Annotated in this window: 12 protein-coding genes and 1 tRNA gene; 4 read left to right on the forward strand and 9 right to left on the reverse strand. The window is 35.3% G+C overall.

All coding sequences use genetic code 11. The annotated features are described in order from the left end of the window. Positions 1 to 50 precede the first annotated feature (50 nt). From clpP to ACKPCA_RS17375, 7 genes are all read right to left on the reverse strand, one after another. The gene (clpP, locus tag ACKPCA_RS17345; protein WP_054716831.1) at positions 51 to 725 is read right to left on the reverse strand and encodes an ATP-dependent Clp endopeptidase proteolytic subunit ClpP; all 675 of its coding nucleotides are present in this window, start codon (positions 723 to 725) and stop codon (positions 51 to 53) included. 145 nt (positions 726 to 870) lie between these two features. Continuing rightward, on the reverse strand, positions 871 to 2220 hold the full coding sequence (gene tig, locus ACKPCA_RS17350) for a trigger factor (RefSeq protein ID WP_321280199.1): 1350 nt from the start codon (positions 2218 to 2220) through the stop codon (positions 871 to 873). A 104-nt stretch (positions 2221 to 2324) separates the two neighbouring features. Continuing rightward, positions 2325 to 2406, reverse strand: a tRNA-Leu gene (locus ACKPCA_RS17355). A 139-nt stretch (positions 2407 to 2545) separates the two neighbouring features. Next, complete coding sequence (lptB, locus tag ACKPCA_RS17360; RefSeq protein ID WP_054716838.1) at positions 2546 to 3280, reverse strand: LPS export ABC transporter ATP-binding protein; 735 nt, start codon at positions 3278 to 3280, stop codon at positions 2546 to 2548. A 54-nt stretch (positions 3281 to 3334) separates the two neighbouring features. Next, a complete protein-coding gene (locus tag ACKPCA_RS17365) occupies positions 3335 to 5848 on the reverse strand; it encodes a DUF5686 and carboxypeptidase-like regulatory domain-containing protein (RefSeq protein ID WP_321280200.1) in 2514 nt (837 codons plus the stop codon). Between the two features lie 75 nt (positions 5849 to 5923). Continuing rightward, positions 5924 to 6754, reverse strand: a complete 831-nt coding sequence (gene tatC, locus ACKPCA_RS17370) for a twin-arginine translocase subunit TatC (RefSeq protein ID WP_321280201.1) — start codon at positions 6752 to 6754, stop codon at positions 5924 to 5926. A gap of 27 nt (positions 6755 to 6781) precedes the next feature. Then, positions 6782 to 7750 (reverse strand): KpsF/GutQ family sugar-phosphate isomerase, encoded by a 969-nt coding sequence (locus ACKPCA_RS17375; protein ID WP_321280202.1) that lies wholly within the window; start codon positions 7748 to 7750, stop codon positions 6782 to 6784. A 260-nt stretch (positions 7751 to 8010) separates the two neighbouring features. On the opposite strand from ACKPCA_RS17375, the gene recQ reads away from it, so the two are divergent. Further along, positions 8011 to 10188 (forward strand): DNA helicase RecQ, encoded by a 2178-nt coding sequence (recQ, locus tag ACKPCA_RS17380; RefSeq protein ID WP_321280203.1) that lies wholly within the window; start codon positions 8011 to 8013, stop codon positions 10186 to 10188. A gap of 45 nt (positions 10189 to 10233) precedes the next feature. Here recQ and ACKPCA_RS17385 read toward each other — a convergent pair whose 3' ends face one another. Together ACKPCA_RS17385 and ACKPCA_RS17390 are read right to left on the reverse strand one after the other, a co-directional pair. Beyond that, positions 10234 to 11412, reverse strand: a complete 1179-nt coding sequence (locus ACKPCA_RS17385; protein ID WP_321280204.1) for a hypothetical protein — start codon at positions 11410 to 11412, stop codon at positions 10234 to 10236. A gap of 1 nt (position 11413) precedes the next feature. Further along, positions 11414 to 12433, reverse strand: a complete 1020-nt coding sequence (locus tag ACKPCA_RS17390; protein ID WP_321280205.1) for a lysylphosphatidylglycerol synthase transmembrane domain-containing protein — start codon at positions 12431 to 12433, stop codon at positions 11414 to 11416. 218 nt (positions 12434 to 12651) lie between these two features. Here ACKPCA_RS17390 and rsmA point away from each other — a divergent pair, with 218 nt between their 5' ends. From rsmA to purH, 3 genes are all read left to right on the forward strand, one after another. After that, entirely contained in the window at positions 12652 to 13443 is a 792-nt protein-coding gene (rsmA, locus tag ACKPCA_RS17395; RefSeq protein WP_321280206.1) for a 16S rRNA (adenine(1518)-N(6)/adenine(1519)-N(6))-dimethyltransferase RsmA, read from the forward strand. Between the two features lie 24 nt (positions 13444 to 13467). Next, positions 13468 to 14829, forward strand: coding sequence for a magnesium transporter (gene mgtE / locus ACKPCA_RS17400; protein WP_321280207.1), 1362 nt, complete (start codon positions 13468 to 13470; stop codon positions 14827 to 14829). A 239-nt stretch (positions 14830 to 15068) separates the two neighbouring features. Continuing rightward, positions 15069 to 16601 carry a bifunctional phosphoribosylaminoimidazolecarboxamide formyltransferase/IMP cyclohydrolase gene (gene purH / locus ACKPCA_RS17405; RefSeq protein WP_321280208.1) on the forward strand — a complete coding sequence of 511 codons (1533 nt, stop codon included), beginning with the start codon at positions 15069 to 15071 and terminating at the stop codon, positions 16599 to 16601.

A 16601-nucleotide genomic window follows, 5' to 3' on the forward strand; every position in this document is an offset into this window, starting at 1 on the left:
ATTTTACGATTAACTCTGCATTAGGTTTGTTTTGATTTTGAGATGATTGATTATTTCTCGCGCGTTAGCACTTCATCAATCATACCATATTCTTTTGCTTCCAAGGCTGTCATCCAGTAATCACGATCAGAATCTTTTTCTACCTTTTCGTAAGTGTTCCCTGAATGATCAGCAATAATGGTATACAATTCTTTCTTCAATTTTAAGATTTCGCGAGCGGTAATCTCAATATCTGAAGCTTGTCCTTGTGCGCCACCCATTGGTTGGTGAATCATGATTCTTGAGTGCTTTAATGCAGAACGTTTTCCCTTTGTTCCGGCAGTTAGCAATACAGCTCCCATTGATGCAGCCATACCAGTACAAATTGTTGCAACATCACATTTGATGTATTGCATGGTATCGTAAATACCTAAACCTGCATGAACCGAACCACCTGGTGAGTTAAAATAAATTTGAATATCCTTAGAAGGATCAGTAGATTCAAGGAACAATAGCTGAGCCATGATAATGTTAGCAACATAGTCATCAATTGGAACACCAAGGAAGATAATTCTATCCATCATCAGACGAGAGAAAACATCCATTGATGCAACATTAAGCTGACGTTCCTCGATGATTGTTGGAGAAATGTAGCTGTTGCTAATTGAAGTGTATTTATCTAATGTTAGGCTGTTGATGCCCATGTGCTGTGTGGCAAATTTTCTGAATTCGTCTTTTGGTACCATATAGATATGATTTTAAATTTTGTAGACCTAAATTAGTCAAATTTTCTCCATTTGAAAAGAATAGCTTAACAAAAACTTAGATTAGGATCAAAAAGAAACCACGCTTCAAAAAAGCGTGGTTCTTTTGTATTGTAAAAAGTTCTTCTTATTCAAACATCTTGTTGAATTCTTCAGTAGAAACTTCTTGTTCTTCAATTTTGATAGCATCTTTTAGGAACTCAACAATTTTGTTGTCGATCATACGTTCGTAGATTCTTCTTTGCTCTTCTTGATTTTGCATCATTTGCTGAGCATAGTTTGTTAAGTATTCTTCAGGTACTTCCATCATTCCGTATTGCTGGAATTGCATTAGAGCTTGTTGTTTAGCAAACTCCATAACTTCTTCCTGCTCAACTTTAAGTTCGTTTTCTTCAGTCAATCTGTTTTTAATCAACTGCCATTTGAACTCATCAACGTAGTTTGCGAAGTCTTTTTCAACCTGCTCTTCGTTCATTTCTTTGTTGGTAGCAATAATCCAACGCTTTAAGAATGCTTCAGGAAGTTCCATTTTAGCTTTCTTAACCAATTTTTCCTTAGCATCAATCAAGAATTTGTAATCGCTATCGTTAACCAATTGCTTTTCGATATCTTCTTTGATTCTGTTTTTGAATTCTTCTTCTGAAGAAACAGTTCCTTCACCAAATACTTTATCGAATAATTCTTGGTTCAACTCAGCATTAACAAATTTAGTAATTTCGGTAATTGTGAATTGGAAGTCAGCATCTAAGTTTTCAGCTTCTTCTTTAGAGATGCTAAGCATAGAAGCTAAATCTGTTTTGTTAGCAAAAGCTTTAGCTGGGTTGAATACCACAACTTCACCTTTTTTAGCTCCAATGAATTTCTTTTTAGCATCTTCATCAGCCATGTATTCTAATGAGATTGCTACATCTTCGCTAGTAATTCCTTCTTCCACAAGTTTACCTTCCGCGTCAACTTGTGCGTAGTTACCTTTTAAAAGTTCTTTTTCTTCAACAACTTCAGCTGGCTCGTTTGATCCGAAACGACGAGCGTGCATTTCAACACCATTCTCGATCATTTTCTCATCAACAGCAATTTTGAAGAAAGTCATCTTATCTCTTTTGCTAAGATTAAGAGTGTATTCTGGAGTTAAAGCAATATCGAAAGCGAATTCGAAATCAGTATCTTTTTCCCAGTTGATTTCTTTTTGCTCAGTTTCGTTAGGAAGTGGTTCGCCTAAAATTTTCAAATCATTTTCGCGAATGTACTTCATTAGCTCGTCGCTAAGAAGTTTGTTCACTTCGTCAGCTAAAACAGGAGTACCATACATTTTTTTGATCACACCCATAGGTACTTTACCTTGGCGGAAACCATTGATATTTGCTTTTTTACGATAGTCTTTTAAAACATCGTTTACACGACTTTCATAGTCTTCTTTAACAATCTGTAATTTGATTACAGCGTTTAAATCATCAATGTTGGTTTTTGTGATGTTCATTTTTTAGCTATTAAAAGATAAAACCTTATTAATTGAAAAAAAACCGCTCAACCATTGATACATTGTATCGTAGTATGGGCGGTTTAAGGTTATTTTTTCTGTAGTGCGGATGAAGGGACTCGAACCCCCACGCCTTACGGCACTAGATCCTAAGTCTAGCGCGGCTACCAATTACGCCACATCCGCGGGTTAATTGCGGTGCAAATATAGAGCTGTTTTTTATAATTTGCAATAGCAATCAGAAAAAAATGAAGTTTTTTTCGAGAAAAAATCTGAGATGAAAATTTATCAGTAAAATATAAAGCTGTAAACCTATTGGAAGCCTTTATTTTACTGGTTTTCTAAGCTCAAAGTTCTTTCCTAGATATACCCTTCTTACATCTTCATCAGCTGCTAATTCTTCAGCAGTTCCAGATTTTAAGATGTTTCCTTCGAACAATAAGTATGCTCTTTCTGTAATGGAAAGGGTTTCTTGTACGTTATGGTCTGTAATTAATATACCAATATTTTTATCCTTTAAATGGCGAACGATATCTTGAATATCTTCTACTGCGATAGGGTCAACTCCAGCAAAAGGTTCATCCAAAAGAATAAATTTCGGTTTGATAGAAAGGGCTCTGGCGATTTCAGTTCTTCGTCTTTCTCCACCTGACAATTGTATACCCAAACTTTTTCTGATTTTCTGAAGACTGAATTCATTCAGCATCTCCTCTAATCGGTGAGCTTGATATTCTTTTGAGAAATCAGACATTTCCAGAACAGACTTAATATTGTCTTCAACACTTAGCTTTCTGAAAACAGAAGCTTCCTGAGCCAAATATCCTACTCCAAGCTGAGCTCTCTTGTAAACAGGTTCATTGGTAATTTCTCGATCATCAAGAAAAATTCTTCCCCCGTTTGGTTGAATCAATCCTACAATCATGTAGAAAGATGTTGTTTTACCTGCTCCGTTTGGTCCTAGTAATCCAACAATTTCACCTTGTTTTACATCAACCGAAACACCTTTTACAACAGTACGGCTCTTGTATCGTTTAATTAAATTCTCAGCTCTTAATATCATCCTTGTCCAATTGTTTTAATGGTTTGGAGTTGTGCAAATATAAAAAAGATATCCTTAGAAAGTGATTTGTAGCATGGCTCGAATCCCAAAATCTTCAAAATCCTGGTATGGGTTTGCATCGAGGTGAGTTAATCTCCACATCGCATCAATTCTGATAAATTTGAAAATATTTTCGATTCCTACACTTGCCTCAAAATATGGTTTGCTAACATCTGATAGTCCTTGAGGAAACTGCATGTATGCTTCTGTATTAGCCAAAGATCCATTGTTTTTATCACTCAATTTACCAATTAGGCCTTTCCCTGAAACCACAGTTCTCCACTTTAGTTTTCTGAATAAGGGAATTCGATTTAAAATCAATCCATTAAAATGATGCTCTACAAACAAACTTGCATACTGATCACTTGCAAATTCATAGTAATTCATCATATTAAAAGCATATGGATCGAAAGCATAGGTCTCGTTTCCTTCGTGCAAATGCAATAGAGGATAAGGAACTTTACCAAAAAGTTTACCCCCTGAAGCTAAAAAATACAAGTTTCCAAGAGGAGGAAGTTCAAATGTGTGTTCTACACTTAGGTCGATTTTCTGATAATTGTAATCAGAGCCAAGAACTCCTTTCATTCCCAGAGTAAGGTACAGATTGACAATTGGAATTGGCCCTCCAAGATGAACTCTCTCAAATTCCCCCATTACCACTTTCTCATTTTTTGTCCAACGGGTTCTTAGCTCCAATTCAGATGCAGTAAGATTTTTAACAATTCCTCCTCCATTAAATTCAGAACGTAAAAAAGGAACATACTCGGTAGGTGTCATTTTTCCATATCGGAATTTTAATGTGTTTGAAAACCCTTGAAACCATTCTTTTTCGTAGTGGGTAACAAACTGATCGAGCATTGTTAATTTGTTATTCGGATTTCTTTTTAATAAAGAAGCCAGAATGTTTCCTTCGGTAAAAGCATTTGGACTTTTTCCCAACTGGTGAATATCGTGTTTAAATTGCATCCCAAAAGTTTCTCTTGGGAGTTTATTAATCATGTACAGGAAGCCTAGTCCATATTTGAATTTCTGATCTTTGGTACCATAGGCCAAGTGTCCATTCAGCATTATTTTAGTACTAAAATCATTTGAAGTTCTTCCTCCAAACATGAATCGATTTCCTTCAATTTCGTTGAAACTATACAATTTATAGTATGGACCATATTCGAATTTTCCATGAACGTAATAACCAGTTATGAATGTTGTAATGATATCAACAATATTCTTATAAAGAGGTACATTTTGTATGGAATCAACCATTGAGTAAATGCCAGATTCTCTTTCTGATAATTTATAAGGACGAGCATTGTCCCAATATTCACGTGGTTGTGATAATGCATCTTCCTTTACAATAACATTATTGTCTAGCTTTATAATTTCTTCCTTTAAGGGAACATTAACCTCTACATTTTTATAGGATACGGTTTTTCGACCGAAGAAACCCATTTGTTTGGTCGAGTCTCTTTCGGTAAGCATGAAATCTACAAATAGATTTTGCTTTTTAAGAAACCAGGTTGTATCGTTTAATTTTTGAAATTCATTATTACTCACCAAATCTTTAACCCAGTTAAGATTTACGCCTTTTGCAATGCGCATTTGCATATTTTGAATAGCAAAAGTTGTATCAGCTACCCAAAAATCTCCCACAAAAGTTGGTTCTTGCTTTCTTTTGGGTTTAAAAGACATGTGATAGCACCAATTACCATCACGATATGTGCTATCTGTTAGATAATATTTGTAGTATCTTAAACCTCCATCAGCAATCGGACTCACAAACCCCATATCGAATAGGTCGATAAAATTGTCGTAAACATTTATGTTTTGGTGAAGTTGACCAGTGAATTGGGCTAAACTGGCATTGTCTTGAATTCCTGACATCTGCGATGCTTTAATTATTTCACGCTCAACTCTTGGCTTGTCCTGATAGTAGTAATCAGACAAAGATTCTGTAATGAAGATTGGTAAATAAGGTTTACCGGTAATCACCGAGGTGTCCATGTAGTCGAAAACAAACTGGAACTGACGCATGATTTTTTTATCCTTAAAATTATCTTTAATATTATTCAGGTCCATTTCCATCTTTGTGTAGGTTTCCGCTTGGAAAGACTCGAAGCGAGATGGATTGTTCTTCTTTTTGTTTTTTATGATTTTTCGCAAAAGCACATGAGCAGGATTCTCGCCAGGAATAACTACAATTTCTTGAAGATCGAATGTTTCGGCTTCCATTTCAACATCTAATGTTTGAAATTTGCCTTTCTGGATTGCAAATGTTCTTTCTTTATAACCTACAAATGATATGTGAATAGTGTCTCCTGGAGTTCTGGTTTCCAGAAAATAATTTCCGTCAAAATCAGTAATTGTACCAATTGTTGTTCCTTTGTAAGCAATGTTTACAAAGGGTAAGGCTTGTTTTGTTTCAGAGTCAACAATTTTCCCCCTTACTTTGGTGGACTGTCCTGAAGCCTTTATACTTAATAAGGATAATGTAAGAACACCTAAAATGAAAAATCCTTTTTTTAGTATCTGCATCTTAATAAATAAATAATGCTTGAGTGATTAAGCTCAAGCTTTAATAATGTTTATTATAATAGTCTGGCTATCATCTTAATCTAAACCTAATTCAGCTTGTTGCTTTTTGTGAATTCGTTTAGAGATTTTAATGCCAATTTCATAAAGTAACATTAACGGCAAACAAACCAATACCTGGCTAAAGATATCTGGAGGAGTGATAATTGCTGATAAAATCAGAATTAGGACAACTGAATGCTTTCTGTACTTTTTTAGAAAATCAGGAGTTACCAAACCTATTTTACTTAAAAAGAAAATAAGAACAGGCAGCTCAAAAATAACTCCACTTGCCAAAACAATTGAAGTAACTGATGAGATGTAGGATTTTAGGTTGATCTGGTTCATGACTTGATCACTAACACTATAGGATCCCAAGAAATGAACAGATAGTGGGGTAATTAAATAATAGCCGAAAAGAACACCTAGAGCAAACAAAAAACTGGTGTAAAATATTGATCCTCTTGCATGTTTCTTTTCGTTAGCATAAAGTGCTGGTTTTATAAAGCACCAAAACTCGTAAAATATATATGGAAAGCTCGCTATAATACCCGCCACCAACGATACGCTGATGTGAGTAGCAAATTGACCTGCCATATTGATATTAATTACTTGAAATGGCTTTGTATTTATTTTTAAAGCATCAACTCCCGTGTATTCTGCCACTTTAGCAAACATTCTGTTTGTGAAGAAATCAGGATTTTTAGGAGCCAAAATCAAATAATCAAAAATGAAATCGTAAAATATAAAAGCAGCAACGGCAAAAACAAGTACCGCTATTACAGAACGCATTAAGTGCCATCTTAACACTTCAAGATGTTCAAGAAAGCTCATTTGATTTTCGTCTTGCTGTTGTTCTTTTTCTGACATAGTTAATTATTTTGCGAAGCTAAGATATTAAACAATTCCTTCTTTCAAAATATCGTGCAGGTGAACCATGCCAATATATTTTCCTTCATCAACAACAGCCAGACCTGTAATGTTATATTTTTCCATTATTTGGAAGGCATTAATTGCTAAAACATCTGAGCTGGTTGTTTTAGGAGTTGGAGTCATAATATCTTTTGCTGTTAGTTGACTCACATCCTCATTTTTTTCCAACATTCTGCGAAGATCACCATCGGTAATAATTCCCAATAATTCATCTTTTTCGTTTACAACAGCTGTTGATCCCATTCTTTTTGAAGAAATTTCAAGAATAATTGGTCTAATTTTTTCATCGATGGCAACTTTTGGAGGATTTTCTTTAGAAACCAAATCACTAATGCGCAGGTATAATTTTTTTCCTAAAGCACCACCTGGATGATATTTAGCAAAATCACGATCGGTAAATTGACGACATTCTAATAGAGCAACTGCCAGTGCATCACCCATTACGAGTTGAGCTGTGGTTGAATTCGTAGGAGCCAGGTTATTTGGGCAAGCTTCTTTTTCAACTTTCGCTTTAAGTACATAGTCAGAGTTTAGTGCGAGAAAGGAATCAAGTCCAGATACCATAGCAACTAAAGTATTTCCCATATTTTTGATAAGTGGCACCAAAACTTTGATTTCCGGAGTATTTCCACTTTTTGAAATACAGATTACAGTATCGTTTGGACGAATCATTCCTAAATCTCCATGAATTGCATCTGCTGCGTGCATAAAAAGGGCAGGAGTTCCTGTGGAATTAAGAGTTGCAACAATTTTATTGGCAATGTTGGCACTTTTGCCAATTCCTGTAATTACTACTCTTCCGTTGCTTTCCAAGATTAATTCTACGGTTTTGACAAAATCTCCATCAATGTAATTTTTTAATTGATAAATGGAATTTGCTTCCTCTTCGATAGTTTGGATTGCAATATTTTTAATATCCTCTGATGACTTCACAGCTTCTTGTTTTTTGTTTGTACAAAGCTAAATAAACTCATTTATTTTGATTTATCACATACAGTTAAAATCTGTTAAAAGCGAAAATCGTTTTGAATTGTACAAGTGTTTATCTAAATTTAAAATACAAAAGTATCTAATTTTTGTAATTCGGGGATTGAAGATGGAGTAAAATTCATCTTATAAAAATTTTTGGTCGCTAATAATAATATTAATTTAGCGGGCCGCATAGCAAAATAGTAAGCATATCTAATTAAAGCATGGGAAAAAACTTTGAATTATCATCTAATTTAAAGAAGTATTTTGGGTTTGAGCACTTCAAGGGGAATCAAGAGCCTGTAATCCAAAATATTTTAGACGGTAAAGATACCTTCGTGTTGATGCCAACAGGAGGAGGAAAATCACTTTGTTATCAGTTGCCTTCATTGATGTTGGAAGGTACTGCAATCGTTATATCTCCACTTATTGCACTAATGAAAAATCAGGTTGATGCAATGAGAAATTTTGGAGAGGATGATGGGATTGCACACTTTTTGAACTCGTCCTTGTCAAAATCGGCAACTTTAAAAGTTAAAGAGGATGTAATAGAAGGACGTACCAAACTGTTGTATGTCGCACCGGAATCATTAACAAAGGAGAGTAATATAGAATTCTTAAAACAGGTTAAGATTTCTTTTTATGCAGTGGATGAAGCCCATTGTATTTCGGAATGGGGACATGATTTCCGACCAGAATATAGAAAGATAAGGCCGATAGTAGAGGAAATTGGTAATGCACCAATTATTGCACTTACAGCAACTGCAACACCTAAAGTTCAGCATGATATTCAGAAAAATCTTGGAATGTTGGATGCTACGGTATTTAAATCTTCATTTAATAGACCAAATCTATACTACGAGGTGTTGCCTAAGGTAAATGCAACAAAAGAGATTATCAAGTTTATTAAAGGGAATACTGGTAAATCAGGAATTATTTACTGCTTAAGTAGAAAGAAAGTTGAAGAATTGGCCGAAACTCTTCAGGTAAACGGAATTAAAGCTGTGCCTTACCATGCAGGTATGGATTCCTCAACTCGATCCGGAAATCAGGATAAGTTTCTAATGGAAGATGTAGATGTTGTAGTTGCCACTATAGCGTTTGGAATGGGAATTGATAAACCTGATGTACGTTTTGTAATTCACTATGATATTCCGAAAAGTTTGGAAGGTTATTATCAGGAAACTGGTAGAGCAGGCCGTGACGGAGGAGAGGGACGTTGCTTAACTTTCTATAGTTACAAGGATATACAGAAGCTTGAAAAGTTTATGCAGGGTAAGCCTGTGGCAGAGCAGGAAATTGGTAAGCAGCTTTTAATGGAGACGGTTTCCTATGCAGAATCTGCTGTTTGCAGACGTACAGTATTGTTGCATTATTTTGGGGAGAAACATGTGGATGAAAATTGTGGCAATTGCGACAATTGCTTGCATCCTAAAAAAGAGTTCCAAGGCGAAGAATATGTAGTTAAAGCTTTAAATCTTGTAAAAGAAGTAAAAGAAAGATTTAAAGTGGACCATTTGGTTAACATCTTAATTGGTTCTCAAAATTCTGCAATAAAATCATATAAGCACGATGAGCTTGAGTTGTATGGAGATGGTGATGAGAAAGATCAGCACTTTTGGAATATGGTGTATCGTCGTGCATTAATCAATTCATTTATTGAAAAAGATATTGAGCAATATGGTGTAATTAAAATTCGCCCGGAAGGACATGCCTTTTTGGAGAAACCATATCCGTTCATGTTAACTGATGATCATGATTTTGAAGGAGTAGATGCTGAAGCTCCAAAAAGTGGAGGAACCGCTGCGATGGATGAAGCTTTGTTGTCTATGTTAAAGGATCTTCGTAAAAAAGTTGCCAAGCAAAAAGATGTACCTCCTTATGTGGTTTTCCAGGATCCATCCTTGGAAGAAATGGCTATTCATTATCCTACGACTATTGAAGAATTATCACATATTCAAGGGGTTGGGGCAGGTAAGGCCAAGCGTTTCGGAAAGGATTTTATTGCTCTGATTTCAAAACATGTAGAGGAGAATGATATTGAGAGACCTCAAGATATGGTGGTACGAACCGTAGCTGACAAGTCTAAGTTTAAAGTGTATATTATTCAAAGTATCGATAGAAAATTAGATTTAGAGGATATTGCTGAAGCAAAAGGAATGGAATATGAAGAATTGCTTAAAGAAATGGAAGCAATTGTATATTCTGGAACCAAGCTAAATCTTGACTATTATGTGGATGAAGTTATTGATGAAGATAAGCAAGAAGAAATTCTGGATTATTTTTATGAAGCTGAAACTGATAGTATTGAGGATGCTCTTGATGAATTAGGAGAAGAAGATTATTCTGAGGAAGATATTCGTTTGATGCGAATTTTATTTCATTCGGAAAATGGATTATAGAATTATTCATGTAAAAGAAAAGGCTGCAATTTGCAGCCTTTTCTTTTATTGTATAATTACTGATCGTTTAAATTCTTTTTTCTCATCGAAAAGTTTACGATAAGTGTGATGAGTTTTGTGCATTTCAGCACCAATGTGTTTCATTAAATGACTCATTCTAGGATTAAAATCACCAATCCAATTCATCTCTAAAGTTCGAAACGGGAATTTTTTATCCAACCCTGATTTTGAAAATTCGTAAATCATGGCTGCTTCTATTCCTCTTTTTTGAAACTCAGGTACAACTCCGAAAATTAAGCCAATGGCATTTTTGTTTTTTTGAAAGTATTTGTAATAAAGAAATCTCAACTTTCCATAAAGTGTAATTCTACCATTAATGTGTTGCAGATATTCATTCAAATCCTGAATCATGATAAAAAATCCAATAGGCTGATCTTTGTAGTAAGCAAACCACATGAGTTTTTCATGAATGATTGGTTTTAAATCATCAAAAAGAGTCTGGGTTTGGTTTTCGGAGATGCCTTCAATTCCTGGAATTTCTTTCACCCATGCTTCGTTGTATATGTGAACGAAATCCTTAATAAAACGCTGGGTTTTGGATTTAGAAAAATGCTCAACTCTGTAATCAGGATTTTTGCTTAGTCTATCAGCTTTCCATTTAATGATATCGCTTAAGCTATCCGGCGAGAAAACTGTTTTGTAGGTGAACTGTTTAAAGTAAACCTGAAATCCATAATCTTCAAAAAACTTTTTGTAGTAGGATTTGTGGTATGGCATATTGTAAACAGGTCTATGCTCTCCTTCCACCTGCAAGCCCCACCATTGATGCCTTTCTCCAAAATTTATTGGGCCATCCATGGCTTCTATATTTCTCTCTTGTAGCCACTTCTTGCAATGATCAAACAGGCTAAACGCAGCATCTTTATTTTCAATACATTCGAAAAATCCCATTCCACCTGTTGGCTGATCGTTTAAATCTTTCGATTTGTAATCAACAAATGCAGCAACTCTTCCGATGGTTTCATTGGAAGAGTTGGTCATGATCCAGCGACAGCACTCTCCATGTTGAAACATTTTATTTTCCTTGGGATCGAATATGTTGTTGATTTCAAAATCGAGCGGTCTTACCCAATTCTTTTCGTTTTGATACAATCGAACCGGTAATTCTATAAACTCTTTTTTTGTAATGTCGTCGTTTACTTCGATAAGTTTATAAGTTCCCATTTTAGGCTTTTGCTTTGTTGTTGATTAATTCTTTTCGGTTGGCAAAAGGTAGAGCGATTACGGATAATGCCCCAACAATAATTATCATGGCCGTTTGTGCTCCGTGAACCACCAAAGCAAAACTTCTGGACATGCTTTCGATGTTATTAACTCCCGGAAGGTAAACTAGAAGCGTACCAATTACCATAAAATGCCATGCACCAACCCCTCCTTGTACAGGAGCTACCATTCCAAAAGCACTCATCACAAATACAGTTAAACCTGCAAGTGCTGGTAAATTGGAAGTGAAACCAAAACTAAAGAAACAGATATAGGTCATTAAATAATACATCACCCAAATGAAGACTGTATGTAGAATGAATGGCCATTTGTTTTCGATCTTTTTGATGGTGCGAAATCCATCCATGAAGCTCTTTAATGTTTTATCTATTTTTTTGAAAAGTCCAGTATGCTTAAATTGTTTTCTCAACAACCAAATTACAAGAGTAATTGTAGTTAATGCGTATAGCGTGTAAGCAGAGGCAAATACATTCGATAGCTTTTCACTTACTTCTGGGTTGTTGGCAAAAAAGTTGGCAATTACAGAAAATTGAGTGGATAGGGCAATTAAAAGGAATACGATAAGCATGATAATATCAAGAACTCGTTCCAGTACAACTGTTCCTACCAATTGAGAAAAAGAAATTTTTTCATATCTGCTAATAATACCACATCGTGAAATTTCACCCATTCTAGGTAAGGCCAAATTGGCAAAGTAGCCAACCATTACCGCAAGGAATGTATTTACAGTTCTGGGCTTTTTACCTAAAGATTCAATTAACAGGTTCCATCTAATGGTTCTGCTAATATGACTTAATAAGCCAAAAAACAGAGAAAGAAGAATCCAGTAATAATTTACATCGTTTTTTAAGGTATGTAATAATTCCGATGGATTTTGATCTCTGTAAGTGATCCAAAATAAAGATGCACCTATTGAAAAGAAGATTAAAAATTTAAGAGTATTTGCGAGCTTTTTCTTCAATTTTGATATTTTTAATGTTAGAATTTTTTCAGAAAAAACTAACAATGATTAATTTTTCGGCACGAATACCGACTTATTCGGTATTAAGTCCTAATTTTGCCGATCATTAAATGTAGCTACAAAAATAAGTAAATGTTTGAAATCTCCTTTGAAAAGCTGCCGTTTTTAACTTCCGTTAATCATAGCTGCTTGTTTAAAAGAGAATAAAAAGGATAGGTATGGGATACGTTAGGGCGAAGAAAAATCTAGGGCAACACTTTTTAAAAGACCTCAATATTGCAAAAAAAATTGTGGCAGGTTTAAAGGCTGATAATGTTTCTAAGATTTTGGAAATTGGTCCTGGAATGGGTGTTTTGACACAATATTTATTGCAAAACGATGCATTCGAAACGCACGTAGTAGAGATCGATACCGAATCAGTAGCTTATTTAAAAGAAAACTATCCAAATCTATCCGATCGTATTATTGGGGAGGATTTTTTAAAGTATGATTTATCAAAGATCTTTAATGAATCATTTGCAGTAATCGGAAACTTCCCATACAATATATCATCACAAATATTTTTCAAAATTCTTGAGCATCGTGATCAAATTCCTGAAGTTGTTGGAATGATTCAAAAAGAGGTTGCTGAACGTATGAGTGCTGTTCCGGGAAATAAAACGTATGGAATATTGAGTGTTTTAATGCAGGCATTCTACGATATAGAGTATTTGTTTACTGTAAGCGAAAAGGTATTTGATCCACCTCCAAAGGTAAAATCTGCTGTTATCAGAATGGTGAGAAATACAACTTCTAATTTAGAGTGCGATGAAAAATTATTCTTTCGAGTCGTGAAGACGGGGTTTAATCAACGCCGTAAAACTTTACGAAACTCTTTGAAATCAATATTGGGAGAATACAAGTTGGAGGATGACTTAATGGCAAAAAGACCAGAACAGTTAAGCATTGAGCAATTTGTATACTTGACCAATAAAATTCAGGAGTTACTGAATATGCAGTTAAGAGAATAAAAATTACACCTAAAATTTATTGTTATGCAATTTGAATTGACTCGCGAATATATCGATGAAATTAAAAGAGTAATCGAAGAAAAGAATGAAGCTGAGGCAATTGGTTTAATGGAAGAATTGCATCCAGCAGATATTGCCGAAATCTACGATGAACTAAGTATTGATGAGGCAACATTCCTATACCTATTACTTGACGGAGAAACTGCCGCAAATGTATTGGCAGAACTTGAGGAAGACGATAGAGATCGCTTTGTGAAAGCATTACCTGCGGAGGTAGTTGCTAAAAAGTTTATAGATAAGATGGACTCCGATGATGCTGCCGATGTTATTGGTGGTTTATCAGACGAAAAACAAGAGGAAATTCTCTCTCATATCGAGGATATTGAACAGGCCGGAGATATTGTAGACCTTCTGCATTACGATGAAGACACTGCCGGAGGTTTGATGGCGAAAGAGTTGGTTATTGTAAATGAAAACTGGACCGTTCTGACTTGTTTAAGGGAATTAAGTCGTCAAGCCGAAGATATTGATGAAATCTATTATGTATACGTTGTTGACGATGATGGAATATTAAAAGGAACATTGTCCTTAAAAAGAATGATTCTGAGTCCAACTTCGGCCAAAATTATCAATATATACCAACCTGATGTTATGTCGGTTCACACCGATGAGGAAGACGAGGAAGTAGCACATATCATGGAGAAATATGATTTGGTTGCCATTCCAGTAGTTGATAGTATTGGACGCTTGATGGGACGGATTACTATTGATGATGTTGTGGATGTAATCCGTGATGAGGCTGAGAAAGATTACCAAATGGCATCGGGTTTGGCTGAGGATGTTGAAGCTAGCGACTCCATCTGGCTTCAGACAAGAGCTCGTTTGCCTTGGCTTATTATTGGTCTGGTGGGTGGTATTTTTTCTGCAATGGTAATATCAGTTCATGAGAAAGGACTTGAGCATACACCTAAATTGGCATTTTTCATTCCTTTGATTACTGCTATGGCTGGAAATGTTGGAGTACAATCATCGGCAATTATCGTGCAAGCTATTGCAAATAACTCATTGGGTTTTGAGAGTACGTTCAGTAGATTAATGAGAGAGTTGGGAGGTGCTTTAATTAATGGCTTAACTTGTTCATTATTATTGTTTTTAAGCACTTATTTTTTGACTAGTAATTCTGTAGGATTAACTTTATCAATATCTGTAGCATTATTTGCAGTAATCATTTTTGCAGCAATTGCAGGAACTGTAATTCCATTAATGTTGAACAAGATGAAAGTAGATCCTGCGGTTGCAACCGGACCATTTATAACAACATTAAATGATATTGTTGGTTTGTTCATTTATTTATCTATTGGAGCCTATTTTTTAATGTCCCTTTAATTGAAAAAAAGGTCATAATTTTTAAATTGGAAGCAATAAATTTTGATTTGTAAAAAGTTGAACAAAAAAGAATTTCATTGGTCGGATTTTTTTAGGTTTTTCTTAACTTTGCATGAGGTTTCTGGAGATCTTGTAAATTATTGTAGATGAATGATTTGTAAAATCGCTAAGCCGAGATAGTTTTTCGCAAGGAAAATTAATTTATACCATTTTATAAAATACCTCCAAAAAAAAGAATTATGAAGAGAGCTCTTATCAGTGTTTTTGATAAAACAAATGTTGTTGAGTTTGCTAAGGAACTAACCGAAATGGGTTGGGAAATTATTTCAACAGGTGGAACATCTGCAAAGTTTAAAGCAGAGGGAATTCCTGTAATGGATGTGTCTGATTTGACTAAATTTCCTGAGTGTTTCGATGGTCGTTTAAAAACCATTCATCCACACGTAGAAGGTGGTATTCTTGCTATTCGCGACAATGAAATGCACCAAAAACAGATGGTTGAGTTGGGGATTGAACCAATTGATATTGTAGTTTGTAACCTTTATCCGTTCAAACAGACAGTTCTAAATCCAGATTCAACTCATGAAGATATTGTTGAGAATATTGACATAGGTGGACCAACCATGTTAAGAGCTGCAGCTAAAAATTACAATTTTGTTTCGGTAATTACCGATCCTGAAGATTATTCAAAAGTAATAGAAGAATTAAAGGCGTCAGGAGAAACAAGTAAAGAGACAAAAGAATATTTAGCAGCTAAGGTTTTTGAACACACGGCACATTACGATGCTTTGATTTCTGGTTATTTCAATAAAAAATTGAATGTGAAATCACCAAAAACTTTAACTCTTACATACGAAAAGAAACAAGATCTTCGTTACGGAGAAAATCCGCACCAAAATGCAGCTTTCTATACTCAGATTCAGGAGACAGAAGGAACGTTGACTGCGGCAAATAAAATTCACGGTAAGGAATTATCGTATAACAATATTGGTGACACCGATGGAGCTTTGGAAACATTAAAAGAGTTCGAGGAGCCAACCGTTGTTGCTGCCAAGCATGCTAATCCATGTGGAATTGGTAGTGCTGAAACTATTGCTGAAGCGTTCCAGAAAGCTTACGATGCCGATCCGGTTTCTATTTTCGGTGGAATTGTTGCAGCAAACCGCGAAATTGACAAAGCTACTGCTGAAATCATGAGTGGAATTTTCTTGGAAGTAATTGTTGCTCCTTCATTTAGCAAGGAAGCTCTTGAAATACTAACCAAGAAGAAGAATTTGAGACTTTTGGAATTGCCAGAAATCCTAAAATCGGATTATACTGCTATGAAAGGCAGAACTGTATTGGGCGGATTGTTGATTCAGGATCAGGATCAGAAATTGATTGGAGAAGAATTAAAAGTGGTTACCAAAAGACAACCATCTGAAAAAGAGATGGAAGATTTGATGTTTGCGTGGAAAACAGTGAAGCATGCAAAATCGAATGGTATCGCCTTAGCAAAAGATAAAACCACAACTGGTGTTGGACCAGGACAGGTTAGTCGTATTTGGGCTTTGGAAAATGCAATTCGTCAGGGAGCAGAAAGAATTCAAGGAAGTGTTATGGCTTCTGATGCTTTTTTCCCATTCTCGGATTGTGTTGAAGCAGCTCATAAAGCAGGAGTTACCGCAATTATTCAGCCGGGTGGATCGATTAGGGATGAAGATTCAATTAAAGCAGCTGACGAATTCGGTATTGCTATGGTGTTTACAGGAATGAGACATTTTAAACACTAA

The organism is Marinifilum fragile (assembly GCF_963677365.1).
Classification (GTDB): Bacteria; Bacteroidota; Bacteroidia; order Bacteroidales; family Marinifilaceae; genus Marinifilum; species Marinifilum fragile.

Coding starts and splice junctions, on each gene's coding strand:
- mgtE (WP_321280207.1), top strand. CDS start 13,468: ATGCAATTTGAATTGACTCGCGAATATATCGATGAAATTAAAAGAGTA.
- tatC (WP_321280201.1), bottom strand. CDS start 6,754: ATGTCAGAAAAAGAACAACAGCAAGACGAAAATCAAATGAGCTTTCTT.
- tig (WP_321280199.1), bottom strand. CDS start 2,220: ATGAACATCACAAAAACCAACATTGATGATTTAAACGCTGTAATCAAA.
- purH (WP_321280208.1), top strand. CDS start 15,069: ATGAAGAGAGCTCTTATCAGTGTTTTTGATAAAACAAATGTTGTTGAG.
- rsmA (WP_321280206.1), top strand. CDS start 12,652: ATGGGATACGTTAGGGCGAAGAAAAATCTAGGGCAACACTTTTTAAAA.
- ACKPCA_RS17385 (WP_321280204.1), bottom strand. CDS start 11,412: ATGGGAACTTATAAACTTATCGAAGTAAACGACGACATTACAAAAAAA.
- lptB (WP_054716838.1), bottom strand. CDS start 3,280: ATGATATTAAGAGCTGAGAATTTAATTAAACGATACAAGAGCCGTACT.
- clpP (WP_054716831.1), bottom strand. CDS start 725: ATGGTACCAAAAGACGAATTCAGAAAATTTGCCACACAGCACATGGGC.
- ACKPCA_RS17365 (WP_321280200.1), bottom strand. CDS start 5,848: ATGCAGATACTAAAAAAAGGATTTTTCATTTTAGGTGTTCTTACATTA.
- recQ (WP_321280203.1), top strand. CDS start 8,011: ATGGGAAAAAACTTTGAATTATCATCTAATTTAAAGAAGTATTTTGGG.